The sequence below is a fragment of the Massilia sp. LjRoot122 genome, assembly GCF_964252725.1.
Lineage (GTDB): Bacteria > Pseudomonadota > Gammaproteobacteria > Burkholderiales > Burkholderiaceae_D > Telluria.
On sequence record NZ_CAXUPB020000002.1, the window covers coordinates 139,477 to 162,562 of the forward strand.

The 23,086-nt window shown below is 64.5% G+C and carries 24 protein-coding genes and 1 tRNA gene; 6 read left to right on the plus strand and 19 right to left on the minus strand.

Annotation, left to right across the window (positions count from 1 at the left end):
- The 8 genes from ACSQ25_RS23905 to ACSQ25_RS23940 all read right to left on the minus strand — a co-directional run bounded on the left by ACSQ25_RS23905 (position 1) and on the right by ACSQ25_RS23940 (position 10,111).
- Positions 1-951 (minus strand): glucokinase, encoded by a 951-nt coding sequence (locus ACSQ25_RS23905; protein ID WP_436108242.1) that lies wholly within the window; start codon positions 949-951, stop codon positions 1-3.
- Positions 948-3,437, minus strand: coding sequence for a glycoside hydrolase family 3 N-terminal domain-containing protein (locus tag ACSQ25_RS23910; RefSeq protein ID WP_436108243.1), 2,490 nt, complete (start codon positions 3,435-3,437; stop codon positions 948-950). Before ACSQ25_RS23910 ends, ACSQ25_RS23905 begins: the two co-directional genes overlap by 4 nt.
- Positions 3,438-3,460: 23 nt before the next feature.
- Positions 3,461-4,828 carry a GH1 family beta-glucosidase gene (locus ACSQ25_RS23915; protein ID WP_436108244.1) on the minus strand — a complete coding sequence of 456 codons (1,368 nt, stop codon included), beginning with the start codon at positions 4,826-4,828 and terminating at the stop codon, positions 3,461-3,463.
- Between the two features lie 91 nt (positions 4,829-4,919).
- Positions 4,920-5,951 carry a LacI family DNA-binding transcriptional regulator gene (locus tag ACSQ25_RS23920; RefSeq protein ID WP_436108245.1) on the minus strand — a complete coding sequence of 344 codons (1,032 nt, stop codon included), beginning with the start codon at positions 5,949-5,951 and terminating at the stop codon, positions 4,920-4,922.
- Positions 5,952-6,028: 77 nt separating this feature from the next.
- On the minus strand, positions 6,029-7,081 hold the full coding sequence (locus ACSQ25_RS23925) for an ABC transporter ATP-binding protein (protein ID WP_436108246.1): 1,053 nt from the start codon (positions 7,079-7,081) through the stop codon (positions 6,029-6,031).
- A 5-nt stretch (positions 7,082-7,086) separates the two neighbouring features.
- A complete protein-coding gene (locus ACSQ25_RS23930) occupies positions 7,087-7,971 on the minus strand; it encodes a carbohydrate ABC transporter permease (protein WP_436108247.1) in 885 nt (294 codons plus the stop codon).
- Positions 7,968-8,843 carry a carbohydrate ABC transporter permease gene (locus ACSQ25_RS23935; RefSeq protein WP_436108248.1) on the minus strand — a complete coding sequence of 292 codons (876 nt, stop codon included), beginning with the start codon at positions 8,841-8,843 and terminating at the stop codon, positions 7,968-7,970. The genes ACSQ25_RS23930 and ACSQ25_RS23935 overlap by 4 nt, the downstream gene beginning before the upstream one ends.
- Before the next feature lie 5 nt (positions 8,844-8,848).
- Positions 8,849-10,111, minus strand: coding sequence for an ABC transporter substrate-binding protein (locus tag ACSQ25_RS23940; protein ID WP_436108249.1), 1,263 nt, complete (start codon positions 10,109-10,111; stop codon positions 8,849-8,851).
- 297 nt (positions 10,112-10,408) lie between these two features.
- Here ACSQ25_RS23940 and ACSQ25_RS23945 point away from each other — a divergent pair, with 297 nt between their 5' ends.
- Together ACSQ25_RS23945 and ACSQ25_RS23950 are read left to right on the plus strand one after the other, a co-directional pair.
- Positions 10,409-10,960: a paar repeat-containing protein gene (locus ACSQ25_RS23945; RefSeq protein WP_436108250.1), complete on the plus strand. Its 552-nt coding sequence runs from the start codon at positions 10,409-10,411 to the stop codon at positions 10,958-10,960.
- 181 nt (positions 10,961-11,141) lie between these two features.
- Entirely contained in the window at positions 11,142-12,812 is a 1,671-nt protein-coding gene (locus ACSQ25_RS23950; protein ID WP_436108251.1) for a methyl-accepting chemotaxis protein, read from the plus strand.
- Positions 12,813-12,867: 55 nt separating this feature from the next.
- Here the strand turns inward: ACSQ25_RS23950 and ACSQ25_RS23955 are convergent.
- The 6 genes from ACSQ25_RS23955 to petA all read right to left on the minus strand — a co-directional run bounded on the left by ACSQ25_RS23955 (position 12,868) and on the right by petA (position 17,114).
- Positions 12,868-12,943: transfer RNA gene (locus ACSQ25_RS23955), tRNA-Thr, on the minus strand.
- Between the two features lie 25 nt (positions 12,944-12,968).
- Complete coding sequence (locus ACSQ25_RS23960; protein WP_436108252.1) at positions 12,969-13,448, minus strand: ClpXP protease specificity-enhancing factor; 480 nt, start codon at positions 13,446-13,448, stop codon at positions 12,969-12,971.
- Positions 13,449-13,581: 133 nt separating this feature from the next.
- On the minus strand, positions 13,582-14,193 hold the full coding sequence (locus tag ACSQ25_RS23965) for a glutathione S-transferase N-terminal domain-containing protein (protein WP_436108253.1): 612 nt from the start codon (positions 14,191-14,193) through the stop codon (positions 13,582-13,584).
- Positions 14,194-14,292: 99 nt separating this feature from the next.
- The gene (locus ACSQ25_RS23970; protein ID WP_436108254.1) at positions 14,293-15,054 is read right to left on the minus strand and encodes a cytochrome c1; all 762 of its coding nucleotides are present in this window, start codon (positions 15,052-15,054) and stop codon (positions 14,293-14,295) included.
- A gap of 28 nt (positions 15,055-15,082) precedes the next feature.
- Positions 15,083-16,498, minus strand: a complete 1,416-nt coding sequence (locus tag ACSQ25_RS23975; RefSeq protein ID WP_436108255.1) for a cytochrome b — start codon at positions 16,496-16,498, stop codon at positions 15,083-15,085.
- A 1-nt stretch (position 16,499) separates the two neighbouring features.
- Positions 16,500-17,114, minus strand: coding sequence for a ubiquinol-cytochrome c reductase iron-sulfur subunit (gene petA, locus ACSQ25_RS23980; protein WP_436108256.1), 615 nt, complete (start codon positions 17,112-17,114; stop codon positions 16,500-16,502).
- A gap of 227 nt (positions 17,115-17,341) precedes the next feature.
- On the opposite strand from petA, the gene mscL reads away from it, so the two are divergent.
- The 4 genes from mscL (at position 17,342) to ACSQ25_RS24000 (ending at position 20,075) form a co-directional block, all read left to right on the plus strand.
- Positions 17,342-17,752: a large conductance mechanosensitive channel protein MscL gene (gene mscL / locus ACSQ25_RS23985; RefSeq protein WP_436108257.1), complete on the plus strand. Its 411-nt coding sequence runs from the start codon at positions 17,342-17,344 to the stop codon at positions 17,750-17,752.
- 67 nt (positions 17,753-17,819) lie between these two features.
- On the plus strand, positions 17,820-18,962 hold the full coding sequence (locus ACSQ25_RS23990; RefSeq protein ID WP_436108283.1) for a Do family serine endopeptidase: 1,143 nt from the start codon (positions 17,820-17,822) through the stop codon (positions 18,960-18,962).
- 23 nt (positions 18,963-18,985) lie between these two features.
- Positions 18,986-19,684 (plus strand): DUF2461 domain-containing protein, encoded by a 699-nt coding sequence (locus tag ACSQ25_RS23995; RefSeq protein WP_436108258.1) that lies wholly within the window; start codon positions 18,986-18,988, stop codon positions 19,682-19,684.
- A gap of 10 nt (positions 19,685-19,694) precedes the next feature.
- On the plus strand, positions 19,695-20,075 hold the full coding sequence (locus tag ACSQ25_RS24000) for a cupin domain-containing protein (protein WP_436108259.1): 381 nt from the start codon (positions 19,695-19,697) through the stop codon (positions 20,073-20,075).
- Positions 20,076-20,214: 139 nt separating this feature from the next.
- On the opposite strand, the gene ACSQ25_RS24005 is transcribed toward ACSQ25_RS24000, so the two are convergent.
- The 5 genes from ACSQ25_RS24005 to ACSQ25_RS24025 all read right to left on the minus strand — a co-directional run bounded on the left by ACSQ25_RS24005 (position 20,215) and on the right by ACSQ25_RS24025 (position 23,060).
- Positions 20,215-21,240 carry an NAD(P)H-dependent glycerol-3-phosphate dehydrogenase gene (locus ACSQ25_RS24005; protein WP_436108260.1) on the minus strand — a complete coding sequence of 342 codons (1,026 nt, stop codon included), beginning with the start codon at positions 21,238-21,240 and terminating at the stop codon, positions 20,215-20,217.
- 12 nt (positions 21,241-21,252) lie between these two features.
- On the minus strand, positions 21,253-21,693 hold the full coding sequence (locus tag ACSQ25_RS24010) for an SH3 domain-containing protein (RefSeq protein ID WP_436108261.1): 441 nt from the start codon (positions 21,691-21,693) through the stop codon (positions 21,253-21,255).
- A 75-nt stretch (positions 21,694-21,768) separates the two neighbouring features.
- Positions 21,769-22,227, minus strand: coding sequence for a protein-export chaperone SecB (gene secB / locus ACSQ25_RS24015; RefSeq protein WP_369091439.1), 459 nt, complete (start codon positions 22,225-22,227; stop codon positions 21,769-21,771).
- A gap of 148 nt (positions 22,228-22,375) precedes the next feature.
- Complete coding sequence (gene grxC, locus ACSQ25_RS24020) at positions 22,376-22,639, minus strand: glutaredoxin 3 (RefSeq protein ID WP_436108262.1); 264 nt, start codon at positions 22,637-22,639, stop codon at positions 22,376-22,378.
- A 19-nt stretch (positions 22,640-22,658) separates the two neighbouring features.
- Positions 22,659-23,060, minus strand: coding sequence for a rhodanese-like domain-containing protein (locus tag ACSQ25_RS24025; RefSeq protein ID WP_436108263.1), 402 nt, complete (start codon positions 23,058-23,060; stop codon positions 22,659-22,661).
- Positions 23,061-23,086: the final 26 nt, after the last annotated feature.

Below are 23,086 nucleotides of genomic sequence, written 5' to 3' on the forward strand. Positions count from 1 at the left end.
TTATTGCAGTGCCGCGATGTGATCCGACAGCATCGCGGACACGCCGCGCAGCGCCGGGTACTGCTCGGTGATGAGATAGGTCGGGATACGTGCGAGGTAGGGGCTGAGGCGCCCCTTGTCCTCGAAGCGCGCGCGGAAGCTTGACTCGGTAAACATTTTACCAAGGCGCGGCACGATGCCGCCGCCGATGTACATGCCGCCGGTCGCGCCCAGGGTCAGCGCGACGTTGCCGGCCACGCTGCCGAGGATGCTGCAGAAGGTCTCGACGGTCTTCACGCAGTCGGCGTCGCTGCCATCGATGGCGGCGCCGGTGATGCTGGGTGCGTCGAGGCGCTTGCCGGTCAGCGCCCAGTGGATCAGTTCCATGCCCATGCCCGACAGCAGGCGCTCGGCCGACACGTGGCCGTATTCACTCCACAGCGTTTCCAGGATCGCCACTTCTTCCCTGGTCGACGGCGCGAAGCTGACGTGGCCACCTTCGCCGGCCAGTGCAAACCAGCGGCCGGCCGCCGGGATGACGCCGGATACGCCCAGGCCGGTGCCAGGGCCGATCAGGCCGATGGGACGGTTCGGCAGGTCGATGCCGCCGCCGATGCGCTCGCGTCCCTCCGCCGCCAGGTGCGGCAGCGACATCGCCAGCGCGGCGAAATCGTTCACCACCAGCAGCGTCTCCAGCCCTTGCTGCCGGCGCAATGCTTCGATGGAAAAGCTCCAGTGGTGGTTGGTCATGCTGACCCGGTCATCCTCGACCGGGTTGGCGATCGCGATGGCCGCGTGGCGCACGCTGTCGGCCGCGAGCCCGCGCGCTGCAGCCTTGGCGAGGTAGGCCTGCATGGCGTCGCCCAGGGTTGGGTAGTCGGCGCAGGCCAGCACCTCGATATCGTCGAAGCCATCGCCCGACTGCAGGGCGAAGCGGGCATTGGTGCCGCCGATGTCGGCCAGCAGCTTCATTGCAGTTCCTCGCAGCGCACAGCGTCCGGCTCGTCCGCTGCACCACCGACGATCTCAATATTGGTGAAGGCGGCGGCAAAGGCCGCGTCGCTGCTGACGCTGAACGGCGTGTCCACCCTGGCGAGATCGGTACCTTTCGCCTGGAAGCAGGCCAGCGGAATCTTGACGGTCTGTTTGCCCTTGCCGGCCAGGCGCTTGAACAGGGCCGTGGTGTCGAGCGTGCCGCCACCCATGCGCATCGAAACCTTGCCGCTTGGCGCGGCGGACACGATGGTGTCGAAGCGCAGGGCCGCGTTGGCGCTGGCCGCCGCTGGCAACACCATCGGCCGCGCACCACGCGCCTCGACGGTGGCCGGGCCGGTCCAGGTCACCAGCTTGGCATCCTGCTGGGTGTTCACTTGCGAAGTCTGCACGGTGACGCCCGGCAGGCTGAAGCTCGCATTCAGGTCGGCGCCCAGCACCAGCTGCTGCTGTCCGCTGCGGATCGTCAGCGGGAAGCTGGCGCGGTCGGCCTGGCTGAACACCGGTAAGCTACTGCTCGCGCCGCAGCCGCCGGCCGGGTAGGTGGCGTCCAGCTTGCCGACCTTCGAGCGGGTGGATGCCTTCAGCCCGTAGCCGTAGGCGAACAGCGGAGCGTAGTTCCTGTCGCCGACATTCAGGTCGGTCTGGCAAGCCGACTTCGGCCACGAGAACGGCAGCTTGCCGGTGAAGTCGTAGCGCTTGGACCCGCCGACCAGCAGGTCGGACACACCTTTTCCCTCGGTGCCCGGCAGCCAGGCGGCGACAAAGACGTCCGACAGGTTGAGCAGGTCGTTCACGTAGAGCGGACGGCCCGAGACGAACACGGTGACGACCGGCTTGCCCTTGCCGGCAACCGCCTGCAGCACAGCCAGGTCTTCCGGATAGCGGCCGCTGTGGCGCAGGGTGCCGCTGGGTCCGATGTCGCCGTCGCCTTCCGCATACGGACGCTCGCCGATCACCGCCACCACTACGTCGAACTTCGCTACATCGACACCCTTGGCGTCGGCGCTGAACGTGACATTGTCCTTGCCGGCGGCCTCGCGAATACCGGCCAGCACCGTGTCGGCATTCGGGAAATCGGCATTGGTATTGGCCGTACCCTGCCAGGTAATTGACCAGCCGCCGGTCTGGTTCGATAAATCGTCCGCGGTCTTGCCGACCACGAGGATCTTCTTGCCGCGTGCGATCGGCAGCACCGGGCTGTCGTTCTTGAGCAGCACCAGCGATTCGCGCACCGCGCGGCGGGCCAGCTCGCGCGGCTGCATCGCCTCATCCTTGCCCGCATAGGCGTTCTGCGCCGGGCTCTTGCCGAACAGGCCGGCGCGCAGCTTGACGCGGATGATGCGGCTCACCGCGTCGTCGATGCGCGCCATCGGGATCGCGCCGCTTTCCACCTGCCTGATCGTGTTGGCGATGAAGGCCTTCCAGTCGTCCGGCACCATGACCATGTCGTTGCCGGCATTGATCGCCGCAGCGCAGCTGTCGTTGCTGCAGCCCGGTACTTCACCGTGGCCGTTCCAGTCGGTGATGACGAAGCCGTCGAAACCCATCTTCGTCTTGAGCACCTCGGTGAGCATGACGCGGCTGCCATGCATCTTGCCGTAGTTGCTGCCGCCGGCGACGTCGTTCCACGAGTTGAAGGAGGACATCACCGTCTGCACGCCCGCCGCCAATGCAGGGTAGTAGCCGGCGCCGTGGATGTTGATCATCTGCGACTTGCTGGACTTGTTGACGCCGCGGTCCTTGCCGTGTTCGGTGCCGCCGTCGCCGATGAAGTGCTTGGCGGTGGCGATGGTGTTGGCATCGTCCTTCAGCATGCCCTGCATGCCGCGTACGTAGGCGCCGGCATAGCTTTTGACGACCTCCGGGTTCTCGGAATAGCTTTCGTAAGTGCGTCCCCAGCGGTCGTCGCGCACCACGGCCAGGGTCGGACCGAACACCCAGGCGATGCCGCTGGCGCGCGTGGCCTTGGCGGTGGCCGCGCCGATTTCTTCCAGCAGCTTCGGATTGCGGGCCGCGCCGAGGCCGATATTGTGCGGGAAGAGGGTGGCGCCGAACACGTTGTTGTGGCCGTGGACCGCGTCCGTGCCCCACACGACCGGCACCTTGACCGTCATGTCCGTCGACATCGAGGCCTCGTGGTAGCGCTGCGCCAGCGCCAGCCACTCGGCCGCCTTCGCATGCTTGTTCCCGTTCGGCCAGCTGCCGCCGCCGTTGAGCACCGAGCCGAGGTAGTAGCGCTTCACGTCTTCCGGCGTGGCGCTCTTGATCTCGGGCTGGGTCATCTGGCCGACCTTCTGCGCCAGCGTCATCTTGCCGACGATGTCGCGCACGCGCTGCTCGAGCGCGGCATCGTTCGCGATGGCGCTGCGCACCTGCGGCCAGTCGCTCAAGGGTGCCGCGGCGGCTGGAAAGGAAAGCGCAATGGCAAGCGCCAATACCGGGTTGCGAAGCATGGGTGTCATGGGTCGTCTCGCTGTTTGTTGGTTTATTCGCCGCGCAGGAAGGAGCGGTACCACTTGCCGCTGCCCTTCAGGCGGCGCTCCTGGGTCGTGTAGTCGATGTGGGTGAGGCCGAAGCGCTTCAGGTAGCCCTCGGCCCATTCAAAGTTGTCGAGCAGGCTCCAGGCGAAGTAGCCCTTCACCGGCACGCCGTCCTGGATAGCGGACTTCAGCGCGGCCAGGTGGCGCATCAGGTAGTGGCGGCGCTCGACGTCGTCGATCTCGCATTGCGCATTCACTTCGTCCGCATAGCAGGAACCGTTCTCGGTGATGTACATCGGGCCCGGATGGTAGTCGTTCTCGATGCGCAGCAGGAGTTCGGCCAGGCCCTGCGGCGCCACTTCCCAGCCCATGTAGGTGGTCTCGGCGCCAGGCGCCGGCGGCAGCACGCGCGCCGACAGCGGCGCATGGGCCGGGTCGTGCTGGATGGTCTCGGGGAAGTAGTAGTTCACGCCGAGGAAATCGGTCGGCACGGCGATGGCCTCGAGGTCGCCCGGCAGCACGACCGGGGCGGCGTCGCCGATGGCGTCCAGCGTCGCCTTCGGATAGCCGCGGCCGTACAGCGGGTCGAGGAACCAGCGGTAGCGCAGGCCGTCGTGGCGCTCGGCCGCAGCAATGTCCTCGGGCTGATTGCTGGCCGCGCGCACCGGATGCAGGCTCAGGGCGATGCCGGCCTTCGCATTGCGCACGTTGGCGCGGATCAGCGGCACCGCCTTGCCGTGCGAGAGCAGCACGTGGTGGGCCACCTGCAGCGCCGTCTTGAAGTCGGTATTGCCGGGCGCATGCCAGCCTTCGAAGTTGCCGATGATCGAGGTGCACCAGGGTTCGTTGTGGGTGATCCAGTGCTGCACGCGGTCGCCCAGGCGGCGCGTCACCGCATCGACGAAGGCCAGGTAGGCGTCGACGGTGGCGCGCTCGTTCCAGCCGCCGCGGTCCTGGAGGAATTGCGGCAGGTCCCAGTGGTAGAGCGTGGCCCAGGGCTGCAGGCCGCGCTCCAGCATGCCGTCCACCAGGCGCGAATAAAAATCCAGGCCCTTTTCGTTCGGCTTGCCGCCGACCTCCGAAAAGATGCGCGGCCAGGCGATCGAGAAGCGGTAGGCGTTCAGTCCCATGTCGCGGCCGATGTCGAAGTCTTCCGGCCAGCGGTGGTAGTGGTCGCAGGCGACCGAACCGTTCGAGCCGTCCTTGATCTTGCCCGGGGTGGCGGCGAAGCGGTCCCAGATCGATTCGACCCGGCCGTCTTCCTGGCCGGCGCCTTCGATCTGGTAGGAGGAGGTGGCGCAGCCCCACAAGAAGTCGGGGGCGAAATCGCCGCGCATTGGCGCGCTCGGCTCGGGACGGGATGCTTTTGTCATGGTCTGGTCTGTGTTAGCTCGTTACGCTAGGATATTTGGAAAGCTTTCCAATTGCAATCTAAAAAAAAGGACGGCGCGCGGCCGTGCCTTCTTATTTCTTCTTGTTTCGCGTCGTACCAGGCACTTTTGCCAGCGAAGCGCGCAGCGTCACGCTCACCGGGAAAGTGCGTGTCACCGGGCGGTGCAGGTCGTAGCAGCGGTTGAGCAGGGCGTTCAGGCCGTTCAGCGTCATCTCGCGCCAGGGCATGTGCACGGAGGTCAGGCGCGGGGCCGAGAACGCGGCGCTCGGCGTGTCGTCGTAGCCGATCACCGACAGGTCGCGCGGCACGCTGATGCCGGCCTCCTGGAAGTAGGCGAGGGCGCCCACCGCCATCTCGTCGTTGGCGCAGAACAGGGCGGTGCATTGATAGCCCGAATCGACCAGCTCCTTGGCCGCGGACCAGCCGCCTTGCGGCGAGAAGTCGCTCTCGGTGACCCAGACCTTGTCCGTGTCGATACCTTCCGCTTCCAGTTCGCGCATGAAGCCGTCGACACGGGCCACGTTGTCGGCCAGCGCCGCGGGACCGGCGATGACGGCGATGTCGCGGTGCTTGTAGTCGAGCAGGGTGCGCGCAGCCAGACGTCCGCCCAGCGCGTGGTCGACCGTGAAGCACTGGTCCGGGATCTGGCTGAACTCGTGGTTCAGCGCGACGATCTGTTTCTGCTTGCCGCCCAGGGTGGCCAGGTCCTCGTCGGTGAGGGCGCTGGTCATCATGACGATGCCGTCGCAGCCGCGCTCGATCAGGAACTCGATGCCCTCGATGGCCTGGCGGCGTGCGTCGCCCAGGCCGACCCCGAAGGCCACCACCATGTGCAGGCCGGCGGCGCGCAGCTCGGTGTCGATGATCTGCAGGATCGGGGTGTAGAAGGTACCGCTCAGGACAGGGATGTAGACGCCGACCATCCGGCTGGTGCCGGACAGCAGGGCGCGCGCCGCGTGCGAAGGCCGGAACCCGAGCTCGTCGATCGCCTTGCGCACGCGTTCCAGCGTGGCCGGCGACACCGAACCCTTGCCGCTGACCACGCGCGAGGCGGTACCGAGGCCGACGCCGGCGAGACGCGCTACGTCCTTGATGGTTGCCACTGACGATCCTTCATCGGTAAACGGTTATTCGAAAAACACTGAAGCATACTGCATTCATCTGACACTGACACCTGTCTTTAAAGGCGCTTGCCGCTGGCCGGATCGAACAGCGACACACGTGCCGCATCGATGCCGAAGCGCAGCGCTTGCCCGCTCGCGAGTGGCCGCGGGTCATGCACGATGCTGGACAGCTGGTGCCCGCCACAGTCGAGCCAGACCACCTGGTGGTTCCCCATCGGCTCGACCAGCGTCACGCTGGCCTGCAGAGGACCGTCCTCGCCGAGGTGGATGTCTTCCGGCCGCACCGCCAGCGTCACCGCGCCTGACGGCGCCACGCAGTCCGGCGCCAGGTTCAAGGCAAGCGCACCGGCGCTGAAGCGGCGCTGCACGTCGAGTTCTCCTTCGATGAAATTCATCGAAGGAGAACCGAGGAAGCCGGCCACGAAGCGGTTGGCCGGGCGCTCGTAGACCTCGCCCGGGGTGCCGATCTGCTGGATGCGGCCGCCCTGCATCACGACGATGCGGGTGGCCAGGGTCATCGCCTCGGCCTGGTCGTGGGTCACATAGACCATGGTCGAGCCGAGGTTCTGGTGCAGCAGTTTCAGTTCGCGGCGCAGTTCGGCGCGCAGCTTGGCGTCCAGGTTCGAGAGCGGTTCGTCGAACAGGTAGACGCCGGCTTCGCGCACCAGGGCACGCCCGATCGCCACGCGCTGGCGCTGGCCGCCCGAGAGCTGGGCCGGCTTGCGGTCCAGCAGCGACTCGAGCTGCAGCATCTCGGCCGCCTTCTGTACGCGGCGCTGGATCTCTGCTTTTGGCGCGCCCGAGATGCGCAGGCCGAAGGACATATTCTTCTCGACCGTCATGGTCGGGTAGAGCGCATACGACTGGAACACCATGCCGATTCCGCGTTCGCTCGGGTCGGCGTAACTCATGTCGCGGCCGCCGATCTCGATCGACCCCTCGGCCAGGTCGATCAGGCCGGCGATGCTGTGCAGCAGGGTCGATTTGCCGCAGCCCGAGGGCCCGAGCAGGACCAGGAATTCGCCCGGCTCGATGTGCAGGTCGAGGTCGCGGATGACCTGGTTGCTGCCGCGGGTGATGCACAGCTTGCGCAGATGGACGTTCGACATGGAGTTCAGCCTTTCACGGCGCCGGCGGCGATACCGCGCACGAACCAGCGTCCCGAGATGAAGTAGATCGCCAGCGGCAGCGCCGCCGTCAGGATGGTCGCGGCCATGTTGACGTTGTACAGGCGGGTGCCGGTGGTGGTGTTGATCACGTTATTCAGCTGCACCGTCATCGGCGCATTGTCGCGGCCCGCGAACACCAGGCCCAGGATGTAGTCATTCCACACGCCGGTGATCTGCATGATGGCGGCGACCACCACGATCGGCAGCGACATCGGCAGCATCACCTGCAGGAAGATGCGCCAGAAGCCGCCGCCGTCGATACGCGCGGCCTGGAACAGCTCGTGCGGCACCGAGGCGTAGTAATTCCGGAACAGCAGGGTCATGATCGGCATGCCGAAGATGACGTGCACCAGCACGATGGCCGGCAGCGAGCCGAACACGCTGGCACGCGCCATCATCCACACCAGCGGGTAGATCATCACCTGCACCGGGATGAAGGCGCCGGCCAGCAGCACGCCGAACAGGACATTCGCGCCGCGCGGACGCCAGAACGACAGCGCATAGCCGTTGATGGCGCCCAGCAGGATCGGGATGACGGTGCTCGGCACCGTGATCGCCACCGAATTCCAGAAGCCGCCGCTGACCTGGCTCCAGGCCTTCGTCCACGGCTCGACGGTCGCCAGCAGCGGCAGTGCGAACACATTGCCGTTGCGGATCTCGTCCATCGACTTGAAGGAGGTGATGATCATGACGTACAGCGGCAGCAGGAAGTACAGCGCGGCGCTGAACAGGAAAGCGTAGACGCCGATACGCGCAGGACGAATACGCTTGCGGCTGGTGGCTGGTGCGGCGAATGTCATCACGGGGGCCTGCAGGGTGGTGTCGCTCATGCGCGGTTCCTCCGGCTGCGTGCGTAGGCGTAGGGCGCCAGCAGGACCAGTACCGGGATCAGCAGGGTGACCGCGCCGGCGGAGGCCAGCCCGATGTTCGAACGCAGGAACAGGTGGTCCATGATGAATTTGGCCGGCACCTCGCTGGCGGTACCGGGGCCGCCGCCGGTCATCGCCACCACCGCGTCATACAGCTTGACCACGGCGGTGCACAACAGCAGGAAGACGGTGGCGATGGTCGGCCCCAGCATGGGCAGCACGATCCGCAGGTAGACGCGCCAGGCAGGGATGCCGTCCAGGCGCGCCGCCTTGTAGATCTCGGGATCGACCCCGCGCAGGCCGGCCAGCATCATCGCCATCACCAGGCCGGACGCCTGCCAGACGGCGGCGATGACGATGGTGTAGATGACCATTTCCTGGTCGATGATCCAATCGAAGCTGAAATCCGCGAAGCCGAGCTGGCGCACCGCCCCTTCGATGCCGGCGCCCGGCGCCAGCATCCACTGCCATACCAGGCCGGTGGCGACGAAGGACATCGCGTAAGGGTAGAGGAAGACCGTGCGCAGGAAGCCTTCGCCATTGACGTTCTGGTCGATGAAGGCGGCCAGCAGGAAGCCGAGGACCATGCAGGCGGCGATGAACAGCGCGCCGTAGACGGCCAGGTTGTTCAGCGAGATCAGCCAGCGCTCGTTGTCGAACAGGCGCACGTATTGGGCGGCGCCGATGAAGTGATCGGAAGGGAAGGTACGCGAGGCGGTGAACGAGGTGCGGAAGGTCCACAAGGCCGCGCCGACATAGGCGACCAGCACCGTCAGCGCCATCGGCAGCAAGGCGAGGTGTGGACTGATCTTGTGGGCGCGCAGGGTGAGCATGACGGTCAGTATTTGAGGGCGTTGGCGATGCTCTTCTGGGCGCGTTCGACCGGCATGTTCGTGTTCCAGTAGGCGGTAAGGACGTCCTGCATGGCGCCGTTCTGGTCCGGCGTGAGGTAGACCTCCGTCACGCCGGCCTGGCGCGCGCGGTCCTTCATGATTTCGATGCCCTTCTGGGCGCACAGGTCCAGTTCGGCCGCGTCGACGTCGGTGCGGACCGGGATCGAGCCTTTCAGCTTGCTGAAGCCGACTTGCAGGGCCGGCTGTGACACGACGTTTGCGAGTAGCTGCTGCGCTTTGATGGCGCCGTTGTCGTCGGTGCGCGGGAAGACGAAGACGTCGCCCTGGATCAGGTAGGGCGCGGACGAGGTGAAGCCGGCCATACATCCGTAGTGCTGGCCCGCGACCTGGCGTGCATTCGTGAACTCGCCCTTGGCCCAGTCGCCCATTACCTGGAAGCCGGCCTTTCCGCTGATGACCAGGGCGGTGGCGTCGTTCCAGTTGCGACCAGGCGAGCCGGCATCGACATAGGATTTCAAACGTTTGAAGGCCGTTAGCACCTTGCGGAACTCCGGCGACAGCAGGGTCGCCTGGTCGCGGTCGCGCATCGCCTTCAGGTACAGCTCCTTGCCGCCCATGTTGGCCAGGATTGCCGAGAACAGCACGGTCTCCTGCCAGGACTGGCCGCCGTGGGCGAGGGGGATGATGCCGGCCGCCTTGAGCTTGTCGAGCGCGGCGAAGAACTCAAGCATGCTCGCGGGTTCCTTCGTGATGCCGGCCTTCCGGAAGGCGGACTTCGAATACCAGAACCAGGTCTGCATGTGGATGTTCAGCGGCACCGCGTAATAGTGGCCGTCCACCTTGATGACGTCGATGATCGGCGGCGGCAGCATCCGGTCCCAGTTCTGGGCGCGCGCGACGGCGTCGACGTTGTTGAGCATCCCCGCTTCGATCACGTCGAGGAACTGCTTGGAGGTGTTGAACTGGGCCGCGGTGGGCGGATTGCCGCCGACGATGCGGTTGATGGTCACGGCACGGGACTGGTCGCCGCCGGCGATCGCGGTGTCGATCCAGATGCCGCCGGCATTGCGGTAGGCCTGGGCGACCTGTTTCACTGCGGCCGATTCGCCGCCGGATGTCCACCAGTGGATGACTTCTGCCTTGGGCGCGGATGGCAGCGATGCGGCAGCCTGTGCCGAAGCTGTATCCGTCAAAGCAGCAGCGCACAGCCATGCGCAGGCTGCCGCCAGGGTGCGTCCTGTGAACATCGTGTCTCCGTTCTGCGCCATTATTTTTCGGTAATTTGGAAACGTTACCATTGGCTTGGCCCGACTATAGCACCGGGTGAAATCGTGGTCAAACAAATATTCCAGTGCTGGATTTTGGCACAGTTTAAAGTCCTTTTAAGCAAGCATTTCCTGAAAGACCGTTTTACTCCGCCGCAAGTTGGCGGTGTGGGCTTTGTGATCTTGGTCAAGCGCAGCGCCCGGTGCTGCGCCTGCTCAAGCGTATGCAGTGCCGTTTTCCTAAGATGGATGTGAGAGCGGCCGCCAGCAGGAGGAACCATGTCGGACAAGCAGCCCAGCGCCCAGGCGAAGCCGCCCGGCACCCGGCAGGAGCGTGTCGCCCGCAATGCGCAAGATCTGCGGCACCCGAATGTCGCCGCCTTCCTCAAGGCGATCGCCGCCGCGGAAGGGGGTGGCTACGATTTCAAGTATGGGGCCCTCAAAGGACGGCCGAATGACCGATGGCGCTTCACCGATATGTCGACGCACCCCGGACCTGGTATCGACGGCAAGACGACTGCCGCCGGCATGTACCAGATCACGCGGCCGACCTGGCAGCATCACGGCGGCAAGCTGGGTCTCGTGGATTTTTCGCCCCGGACGCAAGACCTGATCGCGGTCGAGATCCTGCATGGCCTCGGCGTCGTCGAGGAGATCAAGGCGGGGGAGATCGTCGAGGTCATGCCCAAGGTGGCACGGACCTGGGCGGCCTTGCCGAAAGGGCCGGGGCAGGCCAATCACTACCCTCCACAACGGTATGTCGGGTTCGACAGCTTCGTGTCGACCTACCTGGCGGCGGGCGGACGGCTGGGCAAGGGCAGCCCAAGCTGAGCTGGAAATGGTGTTTGTTGGATTCTAGCAACCAAAAGTTCCTATGGACAGGAAATTTCCTTGTTCATCATCCAAGCTTTTCCTCCTTTGTCCAAGACACAAGCTATATTTACCCTGTAAGAATAATCCTACGCGACGTTTGACGTGGGTCAGAAAAATATCCAGGAGACACGGCTGAACCATGAATTACTTTTTTCATAACGTGCGCATCGGTACGCGCCTCGCATTCGCTTTCGCACTGATCCTCGTGCTTGCCACGATCGCCACGGGCTCTGCCCTGCTGGCTGCGCGGTCCAGTGCGCAGGCTACCGAGCAGATGATGGCCGTGCCCCTGGCCAAGGAGCGCCTGGTGTCGAGCTGGTACACGATGACCTACTCCGCGATCGCCCGGACTTCCCTGATCGCCCGCAGCAGCGACAATAGCCTGAGCGAAGTGTTCGCCAAAACGATTTCCGACAGCGTCGCCCGTTCCACCGAACTGATCAAGCAGATCGAGCCGCTGCTCACTTCTCCCGAAGAAAAGGCCAAGCTGGAGAACATCAAGTCGCTGCGCGCCAAATACCAGGCGGCCAAAGTGGCGGTCATGGATGCCAAGAAGGCCGGCGATGCCGCCGCCGCCGAGCGCCTGTACACGAGCGAATTCGAGCCGGCCGCGCAAACCTATTCGGAAGCGGTGCAGGGCCTGCATGCCTTGCAGCGCCAGACGATCGACGAGGCGAACAAGGCGATCCAGGCATCCTTCGAAACGCATGCACGCCTCGTGCTGCTGCTCAATGGCCTGATGCTGGTGCTGGGCGTCCTGGCTGCCGTGGCGATCACGCGCAGCATCGCCCGGCCCCTCAAGGAGGCCGTGCGTGTGGCCGAGTCGGTCGCCGGTGGCGACCTGAGCGGCAGCTTCGACAAGCACCGCGGCGACGAGGTGGGCGATCTGATGCGCGCCATGCAGACGATGAACGACGGCCTCGCCACTGTGGTGTCCGAGGTGCAGCAGGGCACGCGCGCGATTGCCGGCGCCTCCATGGAAATCGCCAGCGGAAATTTCGACCTGTCCGCCCGCACCGAACAGCAGGCCGGAGCGCTCGAGGAAACCGCGGCCTCCGTGGAAGAGCTTACCTCGACGGTGCGCCAGAACGCCGACAGCGCCACCCATGCCAACAAGCTGGTGCAGGATGCCGCCCAGGTCGCGGTGCGGGGCGGGCAGATCGTCGGACAAGTCGTCGACACGATGGGCGCCATCGATGCCGCCTCGCGCAAGATCGTCGACATCATCGGCGTCATCGACGGCATCGCGTTCCAGACCAATATCCTTGCGCTGAATGCCGCGGTCGAGGCGGCACGGGCCGGTGAGCAGGGCCGTGGTTTCGCTGTCGTGGCCAGCGAGGTGCGCAACCTGGCGCAGCGTTCCGCGACCGCGGCCAAGGAAATCAAGGCGCTGATCGGCGATTCGGTCTCCGAGGTCAACAACGGCACCAGCCTGGTGCAGCAGGCCGGCGCCACCATCGGCGAGGTGGTTAGCAGCGTCGAACGGGTCACCGGCATCATGGCCGAGATCGCGGCTGCCAGCCGCGAGCAGAGCATCGGCATCGACCAGGTCAATGCGGCGCTCGTGCAGATGGATCAAACGACCCAGCAGAACGCGGCGCTGGTCGAAGAAGCCGCCGCTGCCGCCGCCAGCATGCAGGAACAATCGGCCCGCCTGGAACAGCTGGTTTCCCACTTCCGCCTTGCCGGCGCCCCGGGCGTGCAAGGGCATTCCCATCAGCTGGTGGCTCGTAACAGGCCTGCGCCAACGGCGCGCGGCCGCCAGGCGCTGGCGTCGGCTGCGGGGCGCGAACTCGCCTCCGCGAACTAGCCGGCGCTGGAAAGCAAAAAGCCCAGCTGGGGAAGCTGGGCTTTTACATGAAACCTGGTGCCGACTGCAGGACTCGAACCCGCCACCTGATGATTACAAATCAACTGCTCTACCTGATGAGCTAAGTCGGCTTAATCTTGCAACAACGATTATACGCTATTTGATGCGCGTCAACGTTGGGCGTCCACCCTTCTTCGGCGGCTCGTCATCGCCATCTGGCGCGGTCGTGGTTTCGACGGGCGATTCAGCCTGCTTGCCTGGCACCGAGGACAAGGTAGGTGCCGAAGCTTCCTCTGCAGACGAAGGCGCCATCTCCGACGCCGTGACATTCACCTCGAACGCCATCCCCTGGCCATTCTCGTTCGCATAAATCGCCAGCACGTTCTGCACCGGAATGTAGAGCTCGCGCGACACGCCATTGAAACGCGCCCGGAAGTGGATCGCGTCATTGTCCATCTTGAGGCCCGAGGTGGCGCCGTAGCTGATGTTCAGGATGATCTCGCCCTTGCGGACGTACTCCATCGGCACCGTGGTAGCGGAGTCGACCTTGACCGCGAGGTAGGGCGTATAGCCGCTGTCCGTGCACCACTCGTAGATGGCGCGCAGCAGGTAGGGCTTGGTGGAAATCTCTGACATGGACGTGATAAAAAAAGCAAAGCTTGCGCGCCAGTTTAGCGGATTCGCCTGTGCGGCGTCCGAAACCGGCGCGTACTGAATCACTGAAGCCGGCGATGCGGCATGCGGGCGCGCTCAGCGCCCGCAGACTGCATCAGCGGCGCATCACCTTCTCGGACGGGGTCAGCGCTTCGATGTAGGCCGGACGCGAGAAGATGCGCTCGGCGTACTTCATCAGCGGGGCCGCGGTCTTCGACAGCTCGATACCGTAGTGGTCCAGGCGCCAGAGCAGCGGGGCGATCGCGACGTCCAGCATCGAGAACTCGTCACCCAGCATGTACTTGTTCTTCAGGAACAGCGGAGCCAGCGTGGTCAGGCGGTCGCGGATTTCATTGCGGGCCTTGTCGTGGCTCTTGTCGTTCATCTTGTTGCGCTCGCTTTCCAGCACGTGCACATGGACGAACAGTTCCTTCTCGAAGTTGAACAGCATCAGGCGGGCACGGGCGCGCATCAGCGGATCGGCCGGCATCAGCTGCGGGTGCGGGAAGCGCTCGTCGATGTACTCGTTGATGATGTTCGACTCATACAGGATCAGTTCGCGCTCGACCAGGATCGGTACCTGGCCGTAGGGGTTCATGGTCGAGATGTCTTCCGGCTTGTTGAACAGGTCGACGTCGCGCACCTCGAAGTCCATGCCCTTTTCGAACAGGACGAGGCGGCAGCGTTGGGAGAACGGGCACGTGGTGCCGGAGTAGAGAACCATCATGGTTTATAGTTCCTTAAGAAACAATGGGGTGAAGCGCCTAGCGATTCACCCCGAAAAATGATTGCCCGTATTATAGCCAACCGGGCAATGAAAGCGAATTTACTTCACTTCTTTCCAGTACGACTTGTTCAAGAGCCAAGCCATGAAGGCGAAAAGCGTCATGAAGAGCAACACAATAACGCCTAACTTCTTGCGTTGGTCTTGCGCTGGCTCAGCCATCCACACCAGGTAGGCAACCAGGTCGGCGGTCGCGGTGTCGAACTCCTTCTGGGACATCGTGCCCGGCTGGACTTGCTCGAAACCGACGAACTTGTGGATGGTCTTGCCGGCCTCGTGCGGGTCAGGCACGTCGGCGAACTTCGCCTGGCGCACGCCCTGTTGCTGCCACATCACGTGCGGCATGGCGACGTTCGGCACGATCATGTTGTTCCAGCCGGTCGGGCGGGTGTCGTCCTTGTAGAAGGTGCGCAGGTAGGTGTACAGGTAGTCCGCGCCGGTGCCCGAAGGCGAAGCCTTGGCGCGCGCCATCACCGACAGGTCCGGCGGCACGGCGCCGAACCAGGTCTTGGCGTCGTCCGGGCGCATCGCCGTCGTCATCATGCCGCCAACCTTGTCTTGTGAAAACAACAGGTTGTTCTTGATCTGCTCTTCGCTCAGGCCGATGTCGCGCAGGCGGTTGTAGCGCATGCTTGATGCCGAGTGGCAGTTCAGGCAGTGGTTGATGAACAGCTTGGCGCCGTTCTGCAGCGACGACAGGTCGCTGCGCTCCGGTGCCTGCTCGAGCGGGAAGCCGCCCTCGGAGGCAAATGCCAGTCCCGGCAGCAGCGCCAGGACCGCGATCAGTTTCTTCGCAAATTTCATGTTCTTGTCCTTGTGCTCTGGTCTGCGATTAGTGGGCCGAGTAGGTCAGGCGCGTCGGGACCGGCTTGAACCGGCCCATCGTGCTCCACCACGGCATCAACAGGAAGAACGCAAAGTACAGCAGGGTCGCCACTTGCGAGATGATCGTGTAGGCCGGCGTCGGCAGCTGGGTGCCCAGGTAGCCCAGGGCCACGAAGCACAGCGCGAACAGGATGTAGACCCACTTGTGCCAGTCCGGACGGTAGCGGATCGAGCGTGCCGGCGAGTGGTCGAGCCACGGCAGGAAGGCGATGATCACCACCGACGAACCGAACAGCACCACGCCCCAGAACTTCGCATCCAGCACCTGCGGCAGCATGCCGATGACCAGCACCAGGCCGACCACCGCGATGATCAGCTTAGTCTTGAAGGCCAGGCGCGACTTGAGCCAGATGAACACGACGTAGGCGGCGACCGCGGCCATCAGCACGTACATGAAGTCGGCGGTGGTTGCACGCAGCACCGAGTAGAACGGGGTGAAGTACCAGGTCGGCGCGATGTGCGGCGGGGTCTTCATCGAGTCGGCCGGCAGGAAGTTGTTGTATTCCAGGAAGTAGCCGCCCATTTCAGGCGCGAAGAACACGATCGCCGTGAAGATCACCAGGAAGGCCGCTACGCCGAAGAAGTCCTTGGTCGAGTAGTACGGGTGCGACGGAATGCCGTCCACCGGATGGCCGTCCGGACCGATGTTGTCCTTGATCTCGATGCCGTCCGGGTTGTTCGAGCCGACTTCGTGCAGCGCGATCAGGTGGGCGGCAACCAGGCCCAGGATCACCAGCGGCAGGGCGATGACGTGGAAGGCGAAGAAGCGGTTCAGGGTGGCGTCCGACACGACGTAGTCGCCGCGGATCCACAGCGACAGGTCCGGGCCGATCACGGGGATCGCACCGAACAGGTTGACGATCACCTGGGCGCCCCAGTAGGACATCTGGCCCCATGGCAGCAGGTAGCCGAAGAAGGCCTCGGCCATCAGGCACAGGAAGATCGCGAAGCCGAACAGCCAGATCAGCTCGCGCGGCTTGCGATAGGAGCCGTACATCAGGCCGCGCGCCATGTGCAGGTAGACCACGATGAAGAACATCGAGGCGCCGGTGGAGTGCATGTAGCGCACCAGCCAGCCCCACGGCACTTCGCGCATGATGTACTCGACCGAACCGAAGGCCAGGTTGGCATCCGGCTTGTAGTGCATGGTCAGGAAGATGCCGGTGACGATCTGCAGCACCAGGATCAGCATCGCCAGCGAGCCGAACAGGTACCAGATGTTGAAGTTCTTGGGGGCGTAGTACTTGCCCCACTGGTCGTTCCACAGCTTCGACAGCGGGAAGCGGTCGTCGACCCAGGCCAGGGCCTTGGCGCCGGCCGGTGCGTTCGCTGGAACCTGGGTTTCCTTGAATGGTCCGCCCATGTTATGCCTCGCCTTTCTCGTCTTTGCCGATCACCAGGCGGTTATCGGACAGGTACATGTAAGGGGGGACGTCCATGTTGGTCGGCGCCGGCTTGTTCTTGAAGACGCGCGCCGACAGGTCGAAGGTCGACCCGTGGCAGGGGCACAGGAAGCCGCCCGGCCAGTTGTCGGGCAGGTTGGGCTGGGGGCCCGACGCCAGGCGCGAGGATGGCGAGCAGCCCAGGTGCGAGCAGATGCCGACCGTGACCAGCACTTCCTTGTGCTCTTCGCGGGCGCGCCAAGCGTTCTTGGCGTATTCCGGCGTCTCCAGCTGATAGGGTTTTTCGGAGTTCGGATCGGCCAGCTCGGGCACGGCCTTGTCCAGGGTGGCCATCATCTCGGGCGTGCGGCGCAGGATCCAGACCGGCTTGCCGCGCCATTCGACCACCTTCATATCGCCTGGCTTGACGTCGGAGATGTCGACCTCGACCGGGGCGCCGGCGGCTTTCGCGCGCTCTGACGGCTGGAAGGTACTAACAAGAACTCCCGCCGTGGACACCCCGACGACGCCACCTGCAGCGCATGTCGCGACGAGCAGTCCGCGTCGGCCTGAATCGACCTGCTTTTCAATACTCATACCAACCCCACTCCGTGAAAATACGAATCTTAAGAATCAATAAAGAGCTTCCAGCAACACAAAATTATATGTGAAGGGCAATACCGATTGGAAAAAAATTATCAAGCGGACACATCCAAGAGGAATATCCTTACCTGCTTAGACCCGTTATACACGTGTGCATCCGCAGCATTCCCGCTTGCGGTATCATGAAATCGCTTGACTCAATAACAACGAAGGGAACAGACATGTCCATGCTGGGAGAGTTCAAAACGTTCGCAATGCGCGGCAACGTCGTCGATCTTGCCGTCGGGGTGATCATCGGCGCCGCCTTCGGGCGCATCGTCGATTCGCTGGTCAAGGACGTCATCATGCCGCCGATTAGCATGTTGTTCGGCGGCCTCGATTTCGCCAATTACTACCTGCCGCTGAACGGCCAGGGCATGGACTTGCCCCTGGCCGAGGCGCAAAAAGCCGGCGCCGTTCTCGCTTACGGCAACTTCCTGACCATCCTGCTGAACTTCATCATCCTGGCCTTCATCATCTTCCTGATGGTGCGCATGGTGAACCGCCTGCGCGGCCCGGTCGAAGCGCCCACCGCGGCGGAAGCGGAAGAAATCCTGCTGCTGCGCGACATTCGCGACTCCTTGAGGAAGTAATGGTGTGAAAGACAGCGTCCACGAACTCAAGCCGCAGGGCATCCGCCCGCGGCGCCAGCCGGGAGCGATCAAGCGCTTCTGGCTGCTGTTCGCGCAGGCCGTCACGGTTGCGCTGGCGCTGTATTTCGTGATTTCCGCCATGCGGCCCGAGTGGCTGCAGCGGGCGCCGACCCAGGTCGCGCTCGGCCCGTCCGCGGTGCCGGTGCTGCAGGGCCCGCGCCTGCCGGCCAGCGGCAGCTACCGCGATGCGGCCGGACGCGCCATGCCGGCCGTCGTCAACATCCTCACCAGCAAGGCTTCGCGTGAAACCCATCCGCTGCTGAAGGATCCCTTCTTCCGTCGCTTCTTCGGCGACCGCCTGCCGCCCGACGAGCAGCTGGCCAGCCTCGGCTCGGGCGTGATCGTCAGCGGCGACGGCTACATCCTGACCAATAACCACGTCATCGAAGGCGCCGACGTCATCGAAGTGGGCCTGGCGGATGGGCGCAAGGCCGCGGCGCGCGTAGTCGGCACCGACCCGGAGACCGACCTTGCCGTGATCCGCATCGCGGCGGACAAGCTGCCGGTGATGGTGCTGGGCGACCCGGAAGCGGCGCGCGTGGGCGACGTGGTGCTGGCCATCGGCAATCCCTTCGGCGTGGGCCAGACCGTCACCCTCGGCATCATCTCGGCACTGGGGCGCAACAACCTGCACATCAACCACTTCGAGAACTTCATCCAGACCGACGCCGCGATCAACTTCGGCAACTCGGGCGGGGCCCTGGTCGACACCAATGGCCACCTGCTCGGCATCAATTCGGCCATCTATTCGCAGACCGGCGGCTCGGTCGGCATCGGCTTCGCCATTCCCGTCAGTACCGCCAAGAAGGTGCTGGATTCGATCGTGGAGCACGGCCAGGTAGTGCGCGGCTGGATCGGCATCGAGTCGCAGGACATCACGCCCGAACTGGCCGAAAGCTTCGGCCTGGGACGCTCGAGCGGAGCGATCATTGCCGGCGTGGTGCGCGGCGGCCCGGCCGACCGCGCCGGCATGCGCCCGGGCGACATCCTGGTGGCCGTCGGCGGCAAGAACGTAGCGAATACCAGCGAGATGCTCAACCTCATCGCCCAGCTCGAACCGGGCGACAAGGCGCCGCTGCGCATCCTGCGCAAGAACCGCGAGTCCACGCTCGACGTCACCGTCGGCAAGCGCCCGCGCCAGCCTCAATAAAAAACCTTCATTCCGGACCCTGCATGCACCTGCGTGACCTCACACAATTCTTAAGCGAGCTCAGCGAAAACAACAACCGGCCCTGGTTCCTCTGGAACAAACCACGCTACGACATCCTGCGCGCCGAATTCCTGCAAGTGGTCACCGAACTGATCCAGGAGCTGGGCACGTTTGATAAGCAGGTGGCCGGCTGCGATCCCAAGAAGGCACTGTTCCGCATCCACCGCGACGTGCGCTTCGCCAAGGACAAGCGTCCTTATAAAACCCATTTCTCGGCCGGCATAGCGCCGCTCAACAAGCGCCGTCCGAGCGCGGCCGGCGGACCGACGTATTACTTCCACATCGAGGCCAACGGCAACCTGCTGTTCGGCGCGGGCGAATACCTGCCGCCGGCGCACCGCCTGAAGGCGATCCGTGAACACGTGGTCAACGATGCGACAGGCTTCAGCAAAATGTTGAAGAATAAGCATCTCCGCACGACCTATGGCGACCTGCAGGAAGAAGACAAGCTGCAGCGTCCACCGAAGGGCGTCGACCCCAACCACCCACTGGTGGAATACCTGAAGCTGAAGAGCTTTTTCGTGTGGGTCGAGGTGCCGCTGCTGCTGAACGCACCGGAACTGCTGGTGCCGCAGCTGGCGAGCGGCATGAAGGATGCGTTCGCGCTGGTCAGCTGGCTGCGCAGCGTGCCGGAGGCAAGAGAAGACGATACAACCGAATAAGGAGGGCGACATGGCCTTGCAACACGCAGTTTCGGGCGAGCGCATCGCATTGCAGCGCGGCGACGACGACATCGCCCATTTCACCTCGATCGCGCTCGCGAAGACCGAGCACATGGAACTGATCCGGCTCGTGGTACCGAAGGAAAAGCCGATGCCCGAGCACTGGGTCGAGGGCGAGATGACCCTGGTGTGCCTGGAAGGCGAGATCGCGTTCGACGCGTATGGCCGCACCACCGTGTTGCGGCCGAACGAGATGGTTTACCTGGAGGGCGGGGTGCCGCATGCGATCCGGGCCAACCAGGATGCGGTGGCCTTGATGACCATCTTGCTGGGGCCGGTCAGGACGGGTGGGCCGACGAATGATTCGCGGCGCTCTGACGAGTTAGCGTAACGCGACGAACTTGGGTCCCCGCCTGCGCGGGGACGACGGTCTTTCGGCTAGCTGCGTGATCGAAGCCGGTGTCTCACTGACAAAACCAACGTCGTACCGGCGAAGGCCGGTACCCAATTTTGCGTGAGCAGCCACTAGCTCACGCCAACTCATCCCGCGGATCCCGTGCCAGCAACTGCTGCACCATCTCCGTCGCCGACACCCCATCGAACAGCACCGCCGCCACCGCCTCGGTGATCGGCATGTCCACCCCCAGCCTGCGCGCCAGCGCGCGCACCGACTTCGCACACGGCACGCCTTCCGCCACGTGCCCCAGTTCGGCCACGATGGTGTCCAGCTGCTTGCCCTGCGCCAGGGCCAGGCCCACGCGGCGGTTGCGTGACAGGTCGCCGGTGCAGGTCAGGATCAGGTCGCCCATGCCGGTCAGCCCCATGAAGGTGCCGGCCTGCGCGCCCAGGTGCACGCCCAGGCGGGTGATCTCGGCCAGCCCGCGGGTAATCAAGGCCGCGCGCGCATTCAGCCCCAGGCCCAGGCCGTCGGCCGCGCCGGTGGCGATCGCCATCACGTTCTTCACCGCGCCGCCCACTTCCACGCCGATCATGTCGTCGCAGGAGTAGACGCGCAGGTTGTTGCCATGCACCGCGGCGACCACGCGCTCGCGCAGGGTTTCCGAGCTCGAGGCCACGGTCAGTGCGCAGGGCAGGGCGCGCGCCACTTCCTGTGCGAACGAGGGACCGCTCAGCGCCGCGCCGGGCACGGCATCGCCCAGCACTTCGGTCTTGACCTGGTGCGGCAGCAGGCCGGTGCCGGCTTCGAAGCCCTTGCACAGCCAGACCACATTCGGAATCGCGCGGCCCTTTAACTGCCCCAGCAGCGGACGCAGGCCGGCCACCGGGCAGGCCAGGATCAGCAGCGGCGCCTCATCCTCGCCGGCATCGCTCACGTGCGCCAGTGCGGCCTCGAAGTCGGCGCCGACACGCAGGCCGGCCGGCAGCGGGTAACCCGGCAGGTAGTGCAGGTTCTCGCGCGCTGCCTCGGTTTCGGCCATCTGTGCGGGATTGCGGCCCCACAGCAGCACCTCATGGCGGGCGGCCAGGGCGATGGCCACGGCGGTGCCCCAGGCGCCCGCGCCCAGGACGGTGATCTTGGATGGTTTTTTCTGCATAGTTTTAAGGAATCACAGGCCCCACACGTCGTTCGAGCGGACATAGCCGTCGATGCCGTCGCGGTGGCGTACCCGGATCCAGGTGATCGCGGTCGGGTCGACCAGTTCGAGCACGACGCCCTTGTCGGCCGTCATCAGCACCTGCGCCCCCTCCTCGGGGCCGGCAAAGACCTTGGCGCCCGGCGTGCGCACCACCACGTTGCGGCGTGCGCTCAGGCCCCTGGCTTCGGTCCAGGCCAGCTCGCCGTTGGCGTCACGCACCTTGACCCACTCGCCATAGCTCGACACCACCTGCAGCGGCATGCCGCGCGGCGCCAGGTACATCTTGGTGCCCTTGCTGGATGGCGTGTCGTACAGGACCACCGGCGCCGCGCCGACGCTCTTGAAATCCAGGGCGAACGCAGCCGGTGCTGCCAGCAGGAGCAGGCTTGCGAGGAGATGGGATGGAATCATGGCGGGCCGAAGGACTGGGTGGACCGGGGCGCCGGAGGCACGGGCACCGCAAGCGATGCCCGTGGATGGTAGAACTTACTGTGCCGGAGCAGCAGCAGCTTGTGCCATGGCTTGCTGGCGCTGCTGGTAGAAGGCTTCGAAGTTGATCTCGGCCAGGTGCACCGGCGGGAAACCGGCACGGCTGATCACGTCAGCGATGTTGGCGCGCAGGTAAGGGTAAACGATGTTCGGGCAGCCGATGCCCAGCAGCGGATCCATTTGCTCGGCCGGGATGTTGCGGGCTTCGAAGATGCCTGCCTGCTTGCCTTCGACCAGGAAAGCGACCTTGTCTTTCAGCTTGGCGGTGACGGTGATGGTCACGGTCGACTCGTAGATGCCTTCGGCGATCGATTCGGCGCCGACGTCCAGCGACACTTCGATGGTCGGTGCTTCCTGCTCGAGGAAGATAGCCGGGGAATTCGGTTGTTCCAGCGACATGTCTTTCAGGTAGACGCGTTGGATTTGGAATACTGGTTGCAGGTTTTCGTCGGACATGGAACGCTTTCGTTTTAAATGATGGTGGACGGACGCGCCGTCCCGGTACTTTGGTCAAACGCGAGGGCAATTGTATCAAAATCAATTCTGATGCAATACCCCCGCGGTCATGGTCACCAAAGCCCGTCAATCCAGGCTGAGTGCGTACTTACTGGCCGGCCAGGAGCGGATCCAGGCGGCCCGCCTGGTCGAGCGCGTACAGGTCGTCGAAACCGCCGACGTGGGTATCGCCCACGTAGATCTGCGGGACGGTGCGGCGGCCGGTGCGCTGCATCATGATCTGGCGCTGCTCAGGATCGAGGTCGACGCGGATGCGCTCGATGTCGGTCACGCCCTTGGCTTCGAGCAGGCGCTCGGCGCGGACGCAATAGGGGCAGCTGGCGGTGTGGTAGAGAACGACGTGTGCGGTCATGGTGCTTCCTTCCAAATGTTTACTTAGTCACCGGCAGGCCGGCCGCGACCCAGGCTGCCTGGCCGCCTTCGAGCGCATGCGCGTCCTCGAAGCCGGCGGCCTGCAGCTGGCGTACCGCCTTGTCCGCGCGCGCGCCGTTCTGGCACACGACGATGACGGTGCGGCTCTTCGACTTTTCCAGCTCGCCGATCCGATTGCTCAAGTCTGCCAGCGGGATGTTTTTCGCGTCGCGCAGGTGGCCGGCAGCGAATTCGTCCGACGTACGCACGTCGAGCACCAGGCTCTTGCCGCGGTTGATCATCTGCGTGGCCTGCAGCGGGGTGGCGCGCTTGCCGCGTGGAGCCAGGGCCGGCCAGAGCAGGGCGCCGCCCGAAATCACGGCGATCGCTACGACGAAGATATTATCGAGAATGAAATTCACAAGGGTTCCAATGGTTGAACTGAATC

Coding starts and splice junctions, on each gene's coding strand:
- ACSQ25_RS23905 (WP_436108242.1), bottom strand. CDS start 951: ATGAAGCTGCTGGCCGACATCGGCGGCACCAATGCCCGCTTCGCCCTG.
- ACSQ25_RS23910 (WP_436108243.1), bottom strand. CDS start 3,437: ATGACACCCATGCTTCGCAACCCGGTATTGGCGCTTGCCATTGCGCTT.
- ACSQ25_RS23915 (WP_436108244.1), bottom strand. CDS start 4,828: ATGACAAAAGCATCCCGTCCCGAGCCGAGCGCGCCAATGCGCGGCGAT.
- ACSQ25_RS23925 (WP_436108246.1), bottom strand. CDS start 7,081: ATGTCGAACGTCCATCTGCGCAAGCTGTGCATCACCCGCGGCAGCAAC.
- ACSQ25_RS23930 (WP_436108247.1), bottom strand. CDS start 7,971: ATGAGCGACACCACCCTGCAGGCCCCCGTGATGACATTCGCCGCACCA.
- ACSQ25_RS23935 (WP_436108248.1), bottom strand. CDS start 8,843: ATGCTCACCCTGCGCGCCCACAAGATCAGTCCACACCTCGCCTTGCTG.
- ACSQ25_RS23940 (WP_436108249.1), bottom strand. CDS start 10,111: ATGTTCACAGGACGCACCCTGGCGGCAGCCTGCGCATGGCTGTGCGCT.
- ACSQ25_RS23945 (WP_436108250.1), top strand. CDS start 10,409: ATGTCGGACAAGCAGCCCAGCGCCCAGGCGAAGCCGCCCGGCACCCGG.
- ACSQ25_RS23950 (WP_436108251.1), top strand. CDS start 11,142: ATGAATTACTTTTTTCATAACGTGCGCATCGGTACGCGCCTCGCATTC.
- ACSQ25_RS23960 (WP_436108252.1), bottom strand. CDS start 13,448: ATGTCAGAGATTTCCACCAAGCCCTACCTGCTGCGCGCCATCTACGAG.
- ACSQ25_RS23965 (WP_436108253.1), bottom strand. CDS start 14,193: ATGATGGTTCTCTACTCCGGCACCACGTGCCCGTTCTCCCAACGCTGC.
- ACSQ25_RS23970 (WP_436108254.1), bottom strand. CDS start 15,054: ATGAAATTTGCGAAGAAACTGATCGCGGTCCTGGCGCTGCTGCCGGGA.
- ACSQ25_RS23975 (WP_436108255.1), bottom strand. CDS start 16,498: ATGGGCGGACCATTCAAGGAAACCCAGGTTCCAGCGAACGCACCGGCC.
- petA (WP_436108256.1), bottom strand. CDS start 17,114: ATGAGTATTGAAAAGCAGGTCGATTCAGGCCGACGCGGACTGCTCGTC.
- mscL (WP_436108257.1), top strand. CDS start 17,342: ATGTCCATGCTGGGAGAGTTCAAAACGTTCGCAATGCGCGGCAACGTC.
- ACSQ25_RS23995 (WP_436108258.1), top strand. CDS start 18,986: ATGCACCTGCGTGACCTCACACAATTCTTAAGCGAGCTCAGCGAAAAC.
- ACSQ25_RS24000 (WP_436108259.1), top strand. CDS start 19,695: ATGGCCTTGCAACACGCAGTTTCGGGCGAGCGCATCGCATTGCAGCGC.
- ACSQ25_RS24005 (WP_436108260.1), bottom strand. CDS start 21,240: ATGCAGAAAAAACCATCCAAGATCACCGTCCTGGGCGCGGGCGCCTGG.
- ACSQ25_RS24010 (WP_436108261.1), bottom strand. CDS start 21,693: ATGATTCCATCCCATCTCCTCGCAAGCCTGCTCCTGCTGGCAGCACCG.
- secB (WP_369091439.1), bottom strand. CDS start 22,227: ATGTCCGACGAAAACCTGCAACCAGTATTCCAAATCCAACGCGTCTAC.
- grxC (WP_436108262.1), bottom strand. CDS start 22,639: ATGACCGCACACGTCGTTCTCTACCACACCGCCAGCTGCCCCTATTGC.